A 17,014-nucleotide genomic window follows, 5' to 3' on the forward strand; every position below is an offset into this window, starting at 1 on the left:
GGACATCATGATTTACTTCTTCACTGGCGGGGACGAAACCGTCTTTGCACTACAAACCGAGCGAACGCTCACTGCCTCCGATTCCTCCAAATTAAGCTGGCTTTTCGGCGGCGCAGAACTCCGGAAGGAGACCGTTCTCACAGATTATTTCGTCGGGCCACGCGCTGCCATGATCACGCCGTGGAGCACCAATGCCGTCGAGATTACCCAGAATATGGGCCTGGAAGGCATCGTTCGCATTGAGGAATTCAAGAAGGTAACCGCTGATTTCACGGATTTCGATCCAATGCTTTCGCAGAAATACAGCGAGCTGAACCAGGACATTTACACCATTGATATCAAGCCTGAGCCTGTTCGGGAAATTGCTGATATTGCTGCTTATAACAAACAGGAAGGCCTCGCATTGAACGAAGAGGAAGTCGATTACCTGACAGGCCTTTCAGAAAAGCTCGGCCGAAAGCTGACCGACTCCGAGGTGTTTGGTTTCTCACAAGTGAACTCCGAGCATTGCCGCCACAAGATCTTCAACGGCGTATTCGTGATTGACGGCGAAGAGCAGCCCATTTCGCTTTTCAAGCTGATTCGCAAAACATCGGAAGCGAATCCAAATACCATCGTTTCAGCCTATAAAGACAACGTCGCATTCCTCAAAGGGCCGATCGTGCAGCAATTCGCACCGAAGCGCCCGGATGTGCCGGAATATTACGAAATCAAGGATTTTGAATCCGTACTTTCATTGAAAGCGGAAACCCACAACTTCCCGACGACCGTGGAGCCATTCAATGGTGCCGCGACCGGTTCGGGTGGAGAGATCCGCGACCGCCTGGCAGGCGGGCAAGGCTCGATCCCGCTCGCGGGTACGGCCGTGTACATGACCGCACTCTCGCGACTCGAAGAAAACCGCCCTTGGGAGAAAGGTGTTGAAGAGCGCCAATGGTTATATCAGACGCCGATGGACATCCTCATCAAGGCTTCCAATGGTGCGACTGATTTTGGTAACAAATTCGGGCAACCGCTAATTGTCGGTTCGGTGTTGACATTCGAGCATGAAGAAGCGGGTCGCAAGCTGGGTTATGACAAAGTGATCATGCAGGCTGGCGGTATCGGCTACGGTAAAGCTGAGCAAGCCAAAAAACATACGCCTGCTACCGGTGACAAAGTGGTGGTAATGGGTGGCGAAAACTACCGGATCGGGATGGGCGGCGCGGCTGTTTCGTCTGCGGATACCGGCGCATTTGGTTCGGGCATTGAATTGAATGCGATCCAGCGCTCCAACCCTGAAATGCAGAAACGCGTTGCCAATGCCGTACGCGGGATGGTGGAAAGCGGTAATAATACCATCGTTTCCATTCACGACCACGGCGCAGGCGGGCATTTGAACTGCTTGTCTGAACTGGTAGAAGAAACAGGCGGGAAGATCAACCTCGACAAGCTGCCGGTAGGCGACCCGACGCTTTCCGCGAAAGAAATCATCGGCAACGAATCCCAGGAAAGAATGGGCCTCGTGATCAGCCAGGATGATATCGACTTCCTCCAACGCATCGCCGACCGCGAACGCGCGCCGATGTATACGGTAGGAGAAGTGACAGGTGACCACCGCTTCACATTCGAATCGTCGACCACCGGCGCTAAGCCGATGGATTTGGCAATGGACGAAATGTTTGGTAGCTCGCCGAAAACTTACATGCGCGACAAAACCGTCGAGCGCACATACGAGCCTGTGCAATACGAAACGTCGAAACTGCACGAGTATCTCGAACAAATGCTGCAACTCGAAGCCGTTGCTTCCAAGGACTGGTTGACCAACAAAGTCGACCGTTGCGTAGGCGGCCATGTGGCGAAGCAGCAAACGGCCGGTCCATTGCAGTTGCCGCTGAATAACGTAGGCGTAATGGCCCTCGATTTCCAGGGTAAAGACGGTATCGCGACTTCGATCGGTCACGCGCCGCTTTCGGCATTGATCGACCCCGCTGCTGGCAGCCGCAATGCCGTCGCAGAAGCGCTTTCCAACATCGTTTGGGCTCCATTGAAAGACGGTTTGGCAACAGTTTCCCTCTCGGCCAACTGGATGTGGGCTTGTAAAAATGAAGGCGAGGACGCGCGTTTGTACAAAGCCGTACAAGCCTGCTCTGATTTCGCTATCAGTCTCGGCATCAACATCCCGACAGGAAAGGATTCCCTGTCGATGAAGCAGAAATACAAAGACGGCGATGTCATCGCGCCGGGTACCGTCATTATTTCGGCAGGCGGCCATTGCAACGACATTACCGCGGTGGTAGAGCCGGTATTACGCAAGTCAGGCGGTTCTATTTATTATATCAATCTGTCGGGCGACCGTTTCAAACTTGGTGGCTCGTCATTCGCGCAAATCCTGAATAGAATCGGTTCCGAAACACCGGACATTCAGGATGCGGCGCAGTTCAAAATTGCATTCAATGCAATTCAGCAGTTGATCAAAGCCGGCAAAATCCAGGCGGGTCACGATATCGGCAGCGGCGGTTTGATCACCACATTGCTCGAAATGTGCTTCGCTGACCGCGACCTGGGCGCTTCTATCGATCTGTCGGCACTCGGCGAACAGGATATTATAGAAAAACTTTTTGCTGAAAACATTGGTATCGTATTCCAGGCCGATGAATCGGCTGAGGCGGTATTGACCGAAATCGGCGTTGCATTCCATAAAATAGGTACCGTTAACCTGGCCTCCACGCTTACTGTGAAGGACGCAACAGGCAAATGGGATTTCGATATCGACCATCTGCGTGATGTTTGGTTTAAAACATCTTATTTGTTAGACCAAAAACAGACTGGCAACGGTCTCGCGAAAGAGCGTTTCGACAATTACAAGCACCACGTATTGCGCTACAAATTCCCTGCGCAGTTTGACGGTAAAAAGCCTGTGATTGATGCTTCAAAACCACGTCCGAAAGCAGCGGTACTCCGCGAAAAGGGCAGCAACTCCGAACGCGAGCTGGCAAATGCCATGTATCTGGCCGGTTTTGACGTAAAGGACGTCCACATGACCGACCTTATTTCAGGCCGCGAAACGCTGGAAGATATCCAATTCATCGGTGCCGTAGGAGGATTCTCGAACTCTGACGTTCTCGGCTCCGCCAAGGGATGGGCCGGCGCCTTCCTTTACAACGAAAAAGCCAAAATCGCGCTGGAAAACTTTTTCAAACGCGAAGACACACTTTCGGTAGGCATCTGTAATGGATGTCAGCTCTTCGTCGAGCTCGGCCTGATTAACCCGGATCACGAGCAGAAACCCAAAATGCTGCACAATGCGAGCCACAAGCACGAAAGTATATTTACTTCGATGACGGTTCAGCCCAACAATTCAGTAATGCTGTCGTCGCTCGCGGGTAGCACGCTAGGTGTATGGGTGTCACACGGGGAAGGTCGTTTCAAATTGCCTTTGGCCGAAAATGAATATAATATCGTTTCCAAGTACGGTTACGAAACCTACCCGGCCAACCCAAATGGCTCGGATTACAACACAGCTATTTTGTGCGATAACACCGGTCGTCACCTGGTAACCATGCCGCACATCGAGCGATCACTTTTCCAATGGCACTGGGCTAATTATCCTGAGGGTCGGAAGGATGAAGTTTCTCCGTGGATGGAAGCGTTTGTGAATGCGCGGAAGTGGATTGAGGAGAGGCGATAGTTTTTTGGAGGAAGGAGGAAGTGGTTGCCTTCTGATAAATGGGCCCGTTGCGATGGTAATCGTGACGGGCTTTTTGCTTGTTTCCTGGGAAAGTGATTGGGGCAAATTAAATATTTTGCGCATATTGATAGCTCAACTAATAGCCTCCACATACTATGACAAAGCAAGATGCGATCCAGATTTTTGAAGATAGGCAAGTGAGAACGGTTTGGGGTGACGAACAAGAAAAATGGTTTTTCTCGATTATTGATGTGATTGAAGTTTTGACTGGTACTGACAGACCAAGGAAGTACTGGAATGACTTGAAAGCAAAGCTCAAAAAAGAAGGAAGTGAGTTGTCCGAAAAAATCGGACAACTGAAAATGCGATCGGCTGATGGTAAAAACTATCAAACTGATGTTGCTGATACTGAACAACTCTTCCGCTTAATTCAATCTATACCATCTCCAAAAGCTGAGCCATTCAAGTTATGGCTCGCTGCGATTGCCTCCGAGCGCCTGGACGAAATGCAAGATCCGGAACAGACAATTGATCGAGCATTGGAGCAATATTTGAAACTCGGCTACTCAGAAAGCTGGATTAACCAGCGTCTTAAAAGCATTGAGATTCGTAAGGAGTTAACCGAGGAGTGGAAAAGCCGGGGTGTGCAGGAAGGGACGCAATTTGCTACTCTAACCGACATCATCACCAAAACCTGGGCTGGGAGGACAACCAAAGAATACAAAACGCTCAAAGGTCTCAGGAAAGAGAATCTGCGAGACAATATGACCAACACCGAGCTAATTCTGAATATGCTGGCCGAGGCATCTGCCAAAGACATCTCACAGGCTGTTAATCCCGACGGTTTTGAACAAAGCAAAAAAGTAGCCCGGCAGGGTGGGAACGTAGCGAAAGTTGCATTGGACGAACTCGAAGCGCAAACCGGGAAAAAGGTCGTCACTGATGCGAATGCGAAAACAATGCTGAATGAAAAGGTCATTAAACGACTTGATTCCGAAGGTTCTGAGTAAGGAAGCTTATTGTGTTAACTCCCCCACAAACCGATCAATATCCCCAATCCCCTTCTTAGTAGCATAAGGCCGCAACAAATGCGCCTTCATCCTTAGATAATGCGTCAATTGCGACGCCAGGTTCTGCCGGGATTCGGTGAGGACTGCTTCCGAGAGCCAGAAACGGCTTTGTAAGCTGTTGCTGGAAATGATCAGTAATCGATCATCCTCACAGCCGAATTTCAGGTATTTATTCTCTTGTAAAATCCCAATATCCCGGATCAGGCCGGCCATTCTGTTTTGTATTACATTGCCCTGATAATTGGCGGCGATGCGGGTGTTTTGTTCCATCAGATGCACCATGCTTAGCAGGAGGCATTGGTATTTCAAACCGTTCTCGAACAGCAGTTTGTTTTTGTCAAGAAAATCATACAAGCTATTTGTCGGTAAGTCGCTGTGGATCTTTGAATTGGATTCGGTATAAGCCTGGCTGAGACTGAAAACGAGGTCATCCTTGGTCGGGAAATAGTAGGTGAGGTTCCCGATTCGTATGCCAAGGTCTGCGGCTAGTTCGCGCATGCCCACATACTCGATGCCCTTGAGGTTGAAGAGCTCCAATGCCCGTTTACTAATTTTCTCCTGTGTAGCGTTCATCTAAATTTGGTCAATGTCCTAAATCCTTGTAATTTTAGGTCGTTGTCCAAAAATATAACATTTTGATCTCATGACGAAAACATTCCCGAATTTCCTGCACATTATGGCATCGATTGCCTTTATCACCATCATCGGCGCCGCCATTTACGAGCATGCCGCTGTGGTGCCCGCGTGGAGCGCCGCGCCGCCGCGTTCGCTTTCTATGTTCCAGGGCGAGTATGGCTTGCAAGCCGTTAACTTTTGGAAGCCGGTACATCCGGTGGCTATTTTGTTGCTGGCAGCTGCATTGATCACCAACTGGCGACAACCCCGCCGCAAGCAGTTATTAATTGTTGTGGGTGGTTACGTACTGGTACTCGCGATTACCGCAGCCTATTTCGTTCCCGAACTGGTGGCCATTACCACTTCGGCCTATTCGCCCGCGGTGAACGGCGACCTCGCCGGACGTGCCCAAACCTGGGAAAAGCTCAGCCTCGTCCGTTTGGGCGGATTGCTGGTGTTGGCGGTTATTTTGTTGTATGGTTTAAGCGTAAAACAAGCAGAAAACTAATGGAAACCCTCACAATGGAAAAAGGATACCCCGTAACGATCGATAATGGCCACGGCGAGCGGCTAACCTTCCTCGGACGCGAACTGCGCGATGGTGTAGAATATATTCAGGTCGAAAACCAGGTGAGCCCAGGGGCTGGGCCGCCTATGCATGTGCACCACCAGCAGCACGAAAGGCTGCATATTCTTGACGGAAAAATGGGTGTGGAAGTGCTTGGTGAGCAGCCCTACTATCTGCACAAAGGCGAATCGGCAACGTTCGAAGCCGGGATCGCCCACCGGTTCTGGAATGCCGGTGATACCACGCTTTACTGCGATGGCGAAATCTGGCCACCGCATAATATCGAGTATTTCCTCTCGGAAATCTACCGCTCCTCGCGCGAAAACGGAAATGGTCGTCCAGCAGCATTTGACGCTGCTTACCTGTTGCGGAAATACCGGACAGAGTTCGACATGCTTGGTATTCCTGCGTTTGTGAAGAAGGTTATCTTCCCTGTCGTGTTATTTTTGGGAAAAATACGTGGCAAAAACAAGCGGTTCCAAAATGCGCCGGAAGCACAGCCGGCGCGTTGAAGGACACGGTTATTTACCCATTCGTAACAGTTTCTTCACAGTGTAGCTTTCATTAACCTTCAACCTGCAAAACAAAATGTCGTCGTAAGTATCAGGCAACCCTTGAACTTCGTATTGCCACTTTCCTTTCGCGTGCGGATTGTTCACAACTGTTTTCAGAACCGCCCCCTGAATATCCATGATCTCCAATTGGACATGGCAATTATCTTGTGGCACACAGAATGCGATGGTGAAGCTTTCAGTGAATGGGTTTGGATACGCATTTAGCTCAAAACCAGGTTCTTCGGGTTGTCCCACTCGGGCAATTTCTGTTCCTTCGAGTTGGCTGCTATAATGTCCGATGTTGATCGCAGCTGAAACATGCCAGTTTCCGATCGCATCTTTCATATAGCATTTCATGCCAAGCCAGCTCTGATCGGTGGTGTACACGCTTGACGTGCCACCTGCAACGCCCTGGTTATTGATGTGGGTTGAGTTCCAATGGTACTGCACACCTCCGGAAGGAGCGGTAAGAGTCCGCCAGTCGTTGTTCTTGGAATAGGCGAGAAGTGGAACGTAGCTTGCGGGAACAGGATTGGTAAGTGCTCCGATCGTTGCCGCCCATTTGTTGGCGAGCCAGGTGAGGCCTTTCGTCTGCCCCGGACCTTCGTAAAAATGGGTGCTGTCTTTGCGATATTCTTCGCCTCCATCACTAACCGTGGTAGCTCCTGCGCTGCCTGTTATATAGTCGGTATCCGCGCCGCTAAGAATTGTTGAACCGGTAGGTGTATTGCCCTGCCCGGTCCTGATTGTGGGATGGATGGGGCTGAACTTACTGATTGTTGCTTTGCAAATATACCAGGTTAGGTTGGGTGCTGCGAAGTCAGACCGGGACTTGGCTATGACCGCTTGAAGTTTTGCCTGGTAATCTGCGGCGCTGCTGGCCTTGTAATCGGGTCTACATTTGGATCGGCATCGGCTTCACCCTGGTGCCAGAGCACGGCCCGCACACCATAGAGCGATCCGTAGTAATTTAAAGCGGTTTTGAGCGCCGTGTAGGGCTGGCCGTAATAGTCCTTCGGCACCGCGGAGCCTCCCATGTAGCCCAAACAGACTTGCGCTCCCGTGTAGGGATGTTTGGCCTCGACACCATCGGCTCCCTGTTTCCATTCTGTAATGCTTGATCCTCCCGTAGCCGCGTTAAATAGGGCAACTGGCATGCCGCCATTCGCGTCGGAAATCAGTTTGCCAAGGACCGCATAAGCCCACACAGTATTTCCAGTAGGTCCCAAAGCGCCTAGTCGCTTCATATCATCCGAGGTGTTCAGTGGAAACATGTGGGTGAATGATTCGGGTAATTTTCTCGTACAAGTGTTTTTCTCGGACGTTCCAACAACCCACTCCGGTATGCCAGCACTCGAAGGTAATTGATTAGATAGAAGAGGGATCCCCTGGGCATTTGACTGCCCCGCGATGATAAACACGTCACCGACCCCAAATTTGTTAGCGGTATAAACAATGCCGTTCACAAGAATTTCACACAGGTACCAACCCTTATTTATCACGGGTAACGCATAAAACATGCCATTGGGTGCCAGGCTGAGATTGGTTGCAGCACCAGGCGCTCCGGGGATGCCGGTTGGGCCCACTGGACGAAATCGGTAACTAACTGTAACGGCCAGATTGCTATAATTAAGCTGCCCTGCAACGGTTACAGTGGCCATGTTGAGCGTATTGCGCTGGACTACGCTGTTATTAACGGGGTAAGACAACGACACTGTTTGGGCGTTGCAGACATGAGAGTTGAAACAAGTGAATACACATATCCACACGAAAAGTGTTTTCATTTTAGAAATTGATGTCGGTTGATGACTGCTACTTTTCAAATCCTGTCGTTCTGACAAACCCGGTAATATCGATTAATGGGATCTTTGCATCATAATGCTTATTAATCGCCTTGATCACCTCGTTTGCAATGATGGCCTGTCCAAGTGGTGTGGGATAAATGCCATCCGATGAAAAGAAATTGCCATACGCGGTACCGTCCACTAAAATGCCGTCATCTGTTCTGTATCCCCCTTGATGAATCTGTTGATAGAGATCAAATAGATCGACTACGGCAAGGTCTTTTTCCGCCGCGTATTCCCTGATTTTTCCATTGTAATGCAGTTGCGGATCGGACATGAAGGTTTCGTCCTCGTCTATTACTTCGAAATCTTCGAAATTTACCCGGAACTCTCCCCCGCGGCTGAAATTTTCAAAAAGGTGATGTAATTTGGCCGACGGGATCATGGAAAAGGGTCGTGAGGCGTCTACGATTTGATCGGCGATGCCGTTGCGATTAAAGCTGATGTAGAGCCCCCATCCTCTTTTGATGAGCTTGTGGCGAGAATACCATTCCATGTACGGTAAGTCCTGGTAGCGTGGAATGGTAAATATTACCCCTTTCGGACGGGCTGCCAGCATGCCATTGAGTGCGTAGTCAGCAATTCTGCCGGAGTTTAAAATTGAGCCGTTGAAGTCGTATACGCCGATTTGGCCTGTCATTCGAATTCCTCGCATCCACCAATCGAAAAACTCCTCGACAACGACAAAATTGTAAGGTACGTCCTCTCTGATCTTGCGAAATGCTTGGGCAGGATATTGGGGTATGTAGCGTTTGATACGCGTGAGAAGGAGCTTGTTCAAGCCACATCTGTCGCAATTGGCACCATGTACATACCATTCAGCGTTGCCGTCAGGTAATCCGTAGTTAGAAATCTTTCCGGCGTACTCAGGCATGGTCGGAGAATTGCCGGGTAAAAGCGAAATCGTATTATTTACCACCCGGTCCCACTGCGGATGCCCGCTTTCCGTATTACGATACACGTAATACCCCGTACCATTATAATGCTCCTTGTCAAAAAGCGGCATTTCAAAATTTTTGATCCCCATTTGATGCGCCAGCAGATTGGTGTAGTTGGTTTGCTGACTTTCCCGGGTAATGCCGCCGTTCATCACGCCGGCGGTCAGCCCACCTCCGAATGCGGTCATTTCCATCGCTTGTTCCGGTTTCAGGATGCGCCCAAAATCGGCCAACGGGGTTGGGGCAGAGAGCCATTCTTCAATTTTGAGCTCCGGTTGCCGGTCAATATTGTCATGAATCATTTCCGGGTGTTGCCCCGTCGGATGAATGCGCATAAAAGGTCCATTCGTCCGCGCGGAATCTTCGGCCGTGGCGACCACAAAGGGTTCTCCCGGTACAGGATCAGGCCAACTGTTTCCCGGCTGATTGCATGCGGTAAGAACGAAAATCAACAACATCTTTTTCATAGCTCGTTTGTTTTAGGTAAAACACTAAAAATGGAACTGAACGAGGATCCCGGAAGATTGCACACAGCAACGCCAAGCTGCTACTGACAAAGGTCAACGGGCCATAGTTGAATGGTACAGGTCCTGGAAGAAGTAGTTGAGTTATGACGAGTAGAATTAATGGCCGTCAAGCGTGATGCAATACAAACGCATTTGATTTTCAAAAGCAAGAAAATTGTAACCGGATGAATAAACGGTTAGAGAATTATCAAACGGTGTTCAAGGGCCTTAGCAGTCGAAATTCCAGACTTCCGTCAGCGTCTCCCTGAAAAGTTCGTTCAATGCAGCGGTATCGGGCAGAGTTGTTGGTGGGAGTTGTTTTGCGTATTCTTTGTAAAATGCGAGTTTCTCCGTCAGGAAATCGTGCAGCAGTGGAATGCGCGGCTCCTCGCTGAGCTCTTCACCAGCAGATTTGCGGATGAGCAAGGCATTGATTTCTTTTCGCACGGCATCGTCTTTCACCTGGCTGTCGAGCAGTTTGATGAACTCCGTAGGTGCCATCGTGTCGGTCGTGCGTATCCAGTCGCAGGCCAGTACAGGCCGCAGCACATAGAAGTACTTTTTGACCCGCACCATATCTTTGAGTAGGTAATCCTTATAATTACCATCGGCCATGCTGAGGTAATGGTGCAGGCAAGAGCGTGGGTTGAAATATTGCCTTTTCAATTCCCGCAGCCGCTCTGCCGTTGTGAACTGTTCCCGGTAAACGATCGGACTATCGAGCCATTCGAGCATCGGCGGGTTCGATTTCCTGAAAAGCCGCAGCGCCTTCCGCAGCTCCCAGCCGGCAAGGTCGATGTCGTTGGGCAATATCTCCTCCTGATTATCCTTCTTGTCGTCGATCTGCAAATACCACTCGGGCCGGTGCACATAAATATACCGCACATCCCAATCGCTATTCACTGAGGCAAACCCCCAAGCCCGGCTTCCGCTTTCGACAGCGTAGAGGATCTGGATGTTGTGCTGGGTTTCGAGGCGGTAGAGTTCTTGCTGGATTTCGGTGGTCATTGTTGGAATTCTTTAATCGTTATAACGGGCAATATAGTAGGTTTTAGAATCGTAAAGGATCTTCGAATATGTGTTTCCTTTATTTGATATGTTAGGTCTGCTGGTTATCATTGTCTTCCGAAAATACATCAAATGAACGACGGGACCGACTATACTCCTTCCATTGACGACAACCTGCTGAATTTAACAGATAAGGACCTTCTAAATCTGTACGAAGCAAGCGGTATTGCCAAATGTGAGATCACGATTCAGGAATTGGACGAAGATGCAGACCTTGATATCAGCCTCATCCTGGAAATCCATCGGACGGCTTTTGGGGAATTGTATAGTTGGGCAGGTAAATGGCGCACGATTGATGTTCAGGTTGGGAAGCTCTCTCCACCTCATCCGTCACAGGTTCCGGCGCTGATGTATCAATATGCAGATCATGTCAATTATAGGTTAAAGAGGGTAGCGAAGAAAGACGAAGTTGCAGAACTACTGGCTTATCTACACCACCGGTTTGTCTGGATTCATCCATTCAACAATGGTAATGGTCGTACGGCGCGATTGCTTTTGAATGCAGCAGCAATGCTCAAAGGCTTCGAGCCGATACAATTGTATCACAGAGAAGGAGAGGCGCGGGTGAAATATATCGAAGCTTTGAGAAAGGGCGACGAAGGCGATATAAGCGCATTAACCGCCCTAATTCTTAACGAACTCACGCCCTTTTAACTCGGCTTCCCGCAATAGCGCGATGACGATAGCCTGTACTTGTGGCTCGGGTACGTGCTGGTTTTCCAACGCCATGCTGCCGCGTACGGCATTCGTGACCATCGAGGTGACGTAGGATTTCTGACGCAGTTTGGCGTATTTTTCGAATAGTTTCATAGGAACGAAGATAGCGAATTTACTTCTTGTTATTAATGTAACTTTTAAGCCTAAGATCGTTGCGCATCGCAGCTGCTGCATCGGAATCCAAAAAAGCCTCTTTATTCCGTTCGAAATCGTTCTCAATAACTTTCTTCTGATTTTCAGACACAGGTGGAAGGTTGCTTAACTGCTTCAATCTATTTTTGAAAAAAGATTGCATATAAGGATCCGACCATTGTTGAGGAAAGCTTAGAGAGCCTCTGCCGGCGGCAATTTTAAGTTCGTTCAAGCCTTTGGGATTCCCGCCGTGAACGGTGGCCCAAAATGCAAACCGATTAAATTTAGCATACACTGCCACAAAAGTTGGGGGATCATTAGCGACAATAGTGGTATCGATCGCCCTAGTTAAATAGTAGTCGGCTTCATCAGAATCAAGAAGATGCCATGAAACTCTGTTAGTTAATAACAGATAAATTTTGCTAAACTGAGGCTTTGTTTGATTCCCTAGAAGGTAGGACTTCCAGTCGGCAGCCACTAGCTTAAGTTTATTTACATAGGGTTGGCTTTGAATATTCGGCTCAGTCAAGTGGCAGATCAGTGATCTCCACAAAACAGATATTGCAAAGAACATCAAATTCTCATCATACGATAGAGGATTCTCGCTATCCTCTAAATAAGGGCGGAAAATATTCTCCGCAAACCATTTCTCTTTCTTTGAAAATAGTTGCTCTGCTTTTTCACTCAGGATTCGCCTTTTAAAACCGTCCTGGACTCGTTGATTCGGATTTGCGAAGTTGCGAAGGAATCGTGAACCGGTTTTCTTTGTATAGTCGAAAACGAACTTTGGAATAATGTGGCTGTCCCTTAATTCAGTCTCAACGTCATATAATTTGCATATGCCCTTCATTGGATTTTAACACTTTGATTTACTGATAGAGTTGATAGCCGATGTTTGTGCCTGACAGTGAATGTCGTAAAGAGGTAACTATAAAGCAAATAGTTGAATAGCTAAATTCGATGTTATGCATATTGTTTTAGATACTAATGTGTTAGTCCGAGACCTGGACCTCAACTCCGTTGCGATGAAGAATTTTCTGCGTTTTTGCAGAACAACTTACTCAACAATAGTTCTTCCGGAAATGGTTCTACTTGAAGCAACTAGAAAATATGAATTGAACCTTCGCGAAGCTATTGGCGCCAATCGGAAGTCGTCACTAAAGCTGAACAAGTTAACGAGGGGTGGCTATCAGGTCGCAGCAGATGATATCGACATAATGTGTTTATGCCAAGAATACGAATCCTATGTGAGATCGATGCTTAGTTCGTTTTGTTTGGAAGAAATTCCTATCAAATCAGAACTTCTTTCGAAGGTTTTGCAGCGTTGGCGTAAAAGTGAAAAGCCGTTCAGCGCGGAGAGAGATGTTTTTAGGGACGCTATAATTTGGACTTCAATTGTCGAATATATTTCAGAAGTGAATCGAGATCATGTAGTATTTATCTCGGATAATGTAAAGGATTTCTGTAATACCGATGGAATAGATCTGCACCCTGATCTTCGGCGCGAACTTTTGGCAAAGAACATCAATATGCAGTTTTACAGATCGATTGATGATTTTAACAAGGAATTCGTTAATCACGCGAATTTTATCACCGAGTCCTGGTTCGTCAATAATATAGATTGGGCAACACTTGATTCGACTGCGTTAGTGGGGCTCGGTAATATTTGCTGTGGATTCTTTTTCGAGAATTTTGAAAGAAGAGTAAGGGGATTTCGTAGCTATGACTTTGACGTGGTAAGCGCCGAGTTCTGTAGAGAAGTCAATACTTATTCTATAAGCAGGGAACGCTTGGGTGAGTATTCGGTTGAGGCAGGATTGTTAGGTAGGTGCGTCATTAATTACTTTATAGATCAGCCTGTACTAATCCCGCTATCAACATACTTTTACACGAGTGTTAATTTCGAGATAAAGAACGAGGTGATTTGTAGCTGGAAGGTCCATTATTATCCGGAAGATTCTGGACTTTGCTTTTGGGAGGCTAACTAAAAATCGGATAATTTCGCTTGCATCCCATCAGCATCCTTACCATATTCGCCTTCCCAAAAAATGCGCGTAAAATGAAAAAGTTCAGAAGTATTGCCCTGTTATGGTGTGGATCAGGTGAAAGCCCCAAGGCGCTTACGCGAGCGCGGGACACCTAAGACAGGGCATTTTTATTCATCCCAAAAAACGCGTTTTATGCACAACAAACTAACTGAAATCGAATCCCCGGATTCGGCCACGCTCGCCTATGGAGAGCAAGTCAAAGCATTACTATCCATGAGCGATCCCGCCGAATGGGTCGAAGACCTTTGGACGATCTACACCGGCTACATGATTGCGCAAACCGAGCTAGGCCACAACCCGCGTGCGAGCGACCTGTTTTGCACATTCCGCGAGCTTGTCTTTTTCTTCCAAAAGATCGAAGAACGAAAGGCGGCATAGGACCAATGGATAATTAGTAGAGCCTTCCGGCACATTTTCAATCACTCGCGTTCCTCTATTTACATTTCAACACAAACAAAAAATGGAGACCACACAGGCAGCCTCCATTCCAATGCATTAGCAGTGTCGGGCGTCATTGCGCGCCATCAATCCCTGATTTCGAAGTTTTTTTCTCCTCAGGAGCCTTAAACTTCGCGTTCGAAATCTTCAAAACCACCGCATTAGGCCACGTCCTATTAGTATAAAACCGCTGCCCATTCACCGCGCTCACAGCCAGCCCGAGAGGCGTTGCGGCCGAATGTATCGATGCGTCGAAATTGTTTACATATTCCACCAGTTCGCTCCCGTAACCGAGCACTTCCACCTTGGTAGCAGCTGTGCCTTCGATCATCGGGAAGAGGAATTCGCGGCGTTGGCCGTATTTCCATTCGTCGTCGCGCTTTTTGGTAATGAAGGCGTAAATGGCCTTTTCGTCGTTCGACTGCGTGAACCAGATGTCCTTGTCGCGGATGAGAGGCAATGGTTTGACGGCGTATATGGATTCCCCGTTCGCGAAGTTCCACAGGGCGATCTCGCGCAGGAGCGCTTCCTGTTCGATCTGGATTTCGCCGTTCGGTTTCGGGCCGACGTTCAACAGGAAGTTGCCGCCCTTGGCGCGGATCTCGATGAGCATGTTGATGATCTCGGTGCCCGATTTGTGCGGGTCGTTGGTCGGTTTGTATTGCCAGTCGGTGCCCATCGTGTAGCACGCTTCCCACGGGCGCGGCGAGGCTTTGTCGGGGATGTTTTGCTCGGGCGTGTTCATGGCGTCGCGCGTGATGACGAGCTCGGGTTGCAGGCTCCACGCGTACTCGCGCAGCCCGTCGCCGGGGCCGTCGAAGAACATAATGTCGATTTTGCCGTAATTGGTGAGCAGTTCCTTGATCTGCGCCTTGTCGTACGCCATCAGTTTGGGGTTGTTCATCGGGAACTGGCGCTTGTCCTGCAATCGGCCGAGCGGGATGTTGTTCTCGTGGAAAAACAGGAAGTCTTCCGGTGAAAAATACAGTCCGATAGCAATGCCCTGCTTGCGGAATGCCTCGATAATCTCCTTGGTCACATCTCGCTTGAAGGGCGTGTTCATGACGTTGAAAGTCGTCGTTTTGGTATCGAACATGCAGAAACCGGCGTGGTGCTTGGTCGTGAAAACGACATATTTCATCCCTGCGAGCCGCGCGGCAGTCGCCCATTCGTCCGGATCAAACTTTTTGGGGTTGAAGAACGTTGGCAGTTCCTTGATGTACCGGTTCACATAATCGTCCGAAGCCCCGGCCAGCGAATGGCTGATCACCGTCCCAAGCGAGACGTCGACATTCCAGTGAATAAACATCCCGAACCCCAGGTCCTGAAACCATTTGACGCGTTCGGGGTTGTTGGTGGTTTGCTGGGCGAGGGTGGGGGCGGCGAGGCTGAGGCCGAGCAAGAAGGTTAAGAGTTTGAGGCGCATTGTTTGAAAAGTCTTTTTTGAAAGACTGGATTTGTGGCTACTGATACTCTGTTTTTAGGGCGTTTTTTGAAAATAGGAAGAGAATTCGCTGCTGAATGAGAGGTTTGTGAAATTTTGTAGTGAAATAGTGCTGAAAGGCGTTTTATTAGTGCTAATCATTTACACTTCATCCTCATGAAAAATCACCTCCTTACTGTGCTATTCTGTCTCACGACCGGCATCGCATGCGGGCAAGCAGCCGAGATTTACAGGCAGACTTTCAGTGATCCGACAAACTTTGACATTATGAATAGCTTGTCGAACAAGCAACCCAAAACCATTCTGATCTCGAATGTCACGGATAGATGGGATTACACTGTCTTCTGGAATGGGTTTGTAGGAGGCGAGACTCAGGACCAAATTGATATGGAGACTAAGACTACCCGCCATGAGTCGTATAATCCTGCATACTTATTCAGAGACGCAGAAACGCTGAAAGCCATCAGCACCGCCGAACGTAAATCACTTCGAAAGCGTACCCTTATTTCCAGGTCTGAAAAAATTAGCTTGAAGGGCGCTAATTATCACACGGTTTCTTCTATCAAAAGAATGAAAGGTTTTTGTGTGTCAACGACCATGCCAATTTTCACTTCGGATGAACGCTACGCATCTATCAAAGTTTGGGTTTATTTTGGCGGACATTATCAAATTGATGACGCCTGGTATGGGGCCTTTGGCTCTGTCACAATTGTCTATCAAAAGCAAGCGAATGGCAAGTGGAGGAGATTTAAGAAGTATGACTATTTGATTTTGTAGATTCGCAAAAAATTAAAGAATTATGCCTGACATTTGTTCCTATTCCCTGGCAATCATGCCATCGCCTGTTATCCATGAAGAAGTCAAAGGCTTCAAGCAACTCTTCCGCGATGCTACCGGCAAAAGCTACGGCAGCGCCAACGCCGACGGGCACATTTCCCTCGACGGTTTCGATGCTGCGGAGGCGGATTATCCATTAATCCTGGCCGAATATATCAAACTAGTTTCCCCATTAGCCCCTTTCCAACTCAACTTCTCCGGCTTCGCCGACTTCGACCGTGCCAACTTTTCTGCATTCTACATCAAACCAACCGAAGAATCATCCAACGCCATCCGAGAGCGGACTCAGATGATCATGAAGGCCTTCGATAAAAAATTCAAAAAGCAATACATGCAGAAATGGGCGGATGAGTCCAAGAACCCGCATATGTCAATTGGGCGCAGGCTCACGCGTGAATGGATTGCATTGGCTTATTCGCTTTTTACGGAATATGAGGCCGGGTTTCTCTGCGATTCATTTGTGATCCGTAAGTATAATGAGAAACGGCGCCAGTATGAGGTGATTGATACAATTCCTTTGCTTGGATTGAATGCGGCAGGGGAGCAGATCAGTTTATTTTAACCG

The 17,014-nt window shown here is 48.5% G+C and carries 17 protein-coding genes; 9 read left to right on the top strand and 8 right to left on the bottom strand.

The features are described from left to right. Positions 1-7: 7 nt before the first annotated feature. Complete coding sequence (purL, locus tag BMW93_RS30740; RefSeq protein WP_090385772.1) at positions 8-3,670, top strand: phosphoribosylformylglycinamidine synthase; 3,663 nt, start codon at positions 8-10, stop codon at positions 3,668-3,670. Positions 3,671-3,825: 155 nt separating this feature from the next. Continuing rightward, positions 3,826-4,680 (top strand): Bro-N domain-containing protein, encoded by an 855-nt coding sequence (locus tag BMW93_RS30745; RefSeq protein WP_090385641.1) that lies wholly within the window; start codon positions 3,826-3,828, stop codon positions 4,678-4,680. Positions 4,681-4,686: 6 nt separating this feature from the next. Here the strand turns inward: BMW93_RS30745 and BMW93_RS30750 are convergent, their stop codons facing one another. Beyond that, on the bottom strand, positions 4,687-5,313 hold the full coding sequence (locus BMW93_RS30750) for a TetR/AcrR family transcriptional regulator (protein ID WP_090385643.1): 627 nt from the start codon (positions 5,311-5,313) through the stop codon (positions 4,687-4,689). A gap of 70 nt (positions 5,314-5,383) precedes the next feature. Here BMW93_RS30750 and BMW93_RS30755 point away from each other — a divergent pair, with 70 nt between their 5' ends. Together BMW93_RS30755 and BMW93_RS30760 are read left to right on the top strand one after the other, a co-directional pair. Further along, a complete protein-coding gene (locus tag BMW93_RS30755; protein WP_090385645.1) occupies positions 5,384-5,863 on the top strand; it encodes a hypothetical protein in 480 nt (159 codons plus the stop codon). Then, positions 5,863-6,435 carry a cupin domain-containing protein gene (locus BMW93_RS30760; protein WP_090385648.1) on the top strand — a complete coding sequence of 191 codons (573 nt, stop codon included), beginning with the start codon at positions 5,863-5,865 and terminating at the stop codon, positions 6,433-6,435. The genes BMW93_RS30755 and BMW93_RS30760 overlap by 1 nt, the downstream gene beginning before the upstream one ends. A gap of 9 nt (positions 6,436-6,444) precedes the next feature. Here BMW93_RS30760 and BMW93_RS35995 read toward each other — a convergent pair whose 3' ends face one another. The 4 genes from BMW93_RS35995 to BMW93_RS30775 all read right to left on the bottom strand — a co-directional run bounded on the left by BMW93_RS35995 (position 6,445) and on the right by BMW93_RS30775 (position 10,773). Next, positions 6,445-6,822, bottom strand: coding sequence for a T9SS type A sorting domain-containing protein (locus BMW93_RS35995; protein WP_229241032.1), 378 nt, complete (start codon positions 6,820-6,822; stop codon positions 6,445-6,447). A gap of 491 nt (positions 6,823-7,313) precedes the next feature. After that, entirely contained in the window at positions 7,314-8,261 is a 948-nt protein-coding gene (locus tag BMW93_RS36000) for a sialate O-acetylesterase (protein ID WP_310590249.1), read from the bottom strand. A gap of 28 nt (positions 8,262-8,289) precedes the next feature. Continuing rightward, positions 8,290-9,726 (bottom strand): hypothetical protein, encoded by a 1,437-nt coding sequence (locus tag BMW93_RS30770; protein WP_090385660.1) that lies wholly within the window; start codon positions 9,724-9,726, stop codon positions 8,290-8,292. Between the two features lie 267 nt (positions 9,727-9,993). Beyond that, a complete protein-coding gene (locus BMW93_RS30775; protein ID WP_090385663.1) occupies positions 9,994-10,773 on the bottom strand; it encodes a nucleotidyltransferase domain-containing protein in 780 nt (259 codons plus the stop codon). A 132-nt stretch (positions 10,774-10,905) separates the two neighbouring features. Here BMW93_RS30775 and BMW93_RS30780 point away from each other — a divergent pair, with 132 nt between their 5' ends. After that, a complete protein-coding gene (locus BMW93_RS30780) occupies positions 10,906-11,487 on the top strand; it encodes a Fic family protein (RefSeq protein WP_090385666.1) in 582 nt (193 codons plus the stop codon). On the opposite strand, the gene BMW93_RS30785 is transcribed toward BMW93_RS30780, so the two are convergent. Together BMW93_RS30785 and BMW93_RS30790 are read right to left on the bottom strand one after the other, a co-directional pair. Then, complete coding sequence (locus tag BMW93_RS30785) at positions 11,458-11,643, bottom strand: hypothetical protein (RefSeq protein WP_090385667.1); 186 nt, start codon at positions 11,641-11,643, stop codon at positions 11,458-11,460. The genes BMW93_RS30780 and BMW93_RS30785 overlap by 30 nt on opposite strands. A 19-nt stretch (positions 11,644-11,662) precedes the next feature. Continuing rightward, positions 11,663-12,532, bottom strand: a complete 870-nt coding sequence (locus tag BMW93_RS30790; protein ID WP_090385669.1) for a hypothetical protein — start codon at positions 12,530-12,532, stop codon at positions 11,663-11,665. Positions 12,533-12,647: 115 nt separating this feature from the next. Here BMW93_RS30790 and BMW93_RS30795 point away from each other — a divergent pair, with 115 nt between their 5' ends. Together BMW93_RS30795 and BMW93_RS30800 are read left to right on the top strand one after the other, a co-directional pair. Next, a complete protein-coding gene (locus tag BMW93_RS30795; RefSeq protein ID WP_090385672.1) occupies positions 12,648-13,670 on the top strand; it encodes a PIN domain-containing protein in 1,023 nt (340 codons plus the stop codon). A 192-nt stretch (positions 13,671-13,862) separates the two neighbouring features. Next, complete coding sequence (locus BMW93_RS30800; RefSeq protein ID WP_090385675.1) at positions 13,863-14,108, top strand: hypothetical protein; 246 nt, start codon at positions 13,863-13,865, stop codon at positions 14,106-14,108. A gap of 133 nt (positions 14,109-14,241) precedes the next feature. On the opposite strand, the gene BMW93_RS30805 is transcribed toward BMW93_RS30800, so the two are convergent. After that, positions 14,242-15,594 carry an alpha-L-fucosidase gene (locus tag BMW93_RS30805; RefSeq protein ID WP_090385678.1) on the bottom strand — a complete coding sequence of 451 codons (1,353 nt, stop codon included), beginning with the start codon at positions 15,592-15,594 and terminating at the stop codon, positions 14,242-14,244. Positions 15,595-15,768: 174 nt separating this feature from the next. Between BMW93_RS30805 and BMW93_RS30810 the strand changes: the two genes are divergently transcribed. After that, positions 15,769-16,389 (top strand): hypothetical protein, encoded by a 621-nt coding sequence (locus BMW93_RS30810; protein ID WP_090385681.1) that lies wholly within the window; start codon positions 15,769-15,771, stop codon positions 16,387-16,389. Positions 16,390-16,411: 22 nt separating this feature from the next. Beyond that, positions 16,412-17,011, top strand: a complete 600-nt coding sequence (locus BMW93_RS30815) for a 2'-5' RNA ligase family protein (RefSeq protein ID WP_229241036.1) — start codon at positions 16,412-16,414, stop codon at positions 17,009-17,011. Positions 17,012-17,014: the final 3 nt, after the last annotated feature.

This window comes from Dyadobacter sp. SG02 (assembly GCF_900109045.1).
Classification (GTDB): Bacteria; Bacteroidota; Bacteroidia; order Cytophagales; family Spirosomataceae; genus Dyadobacter.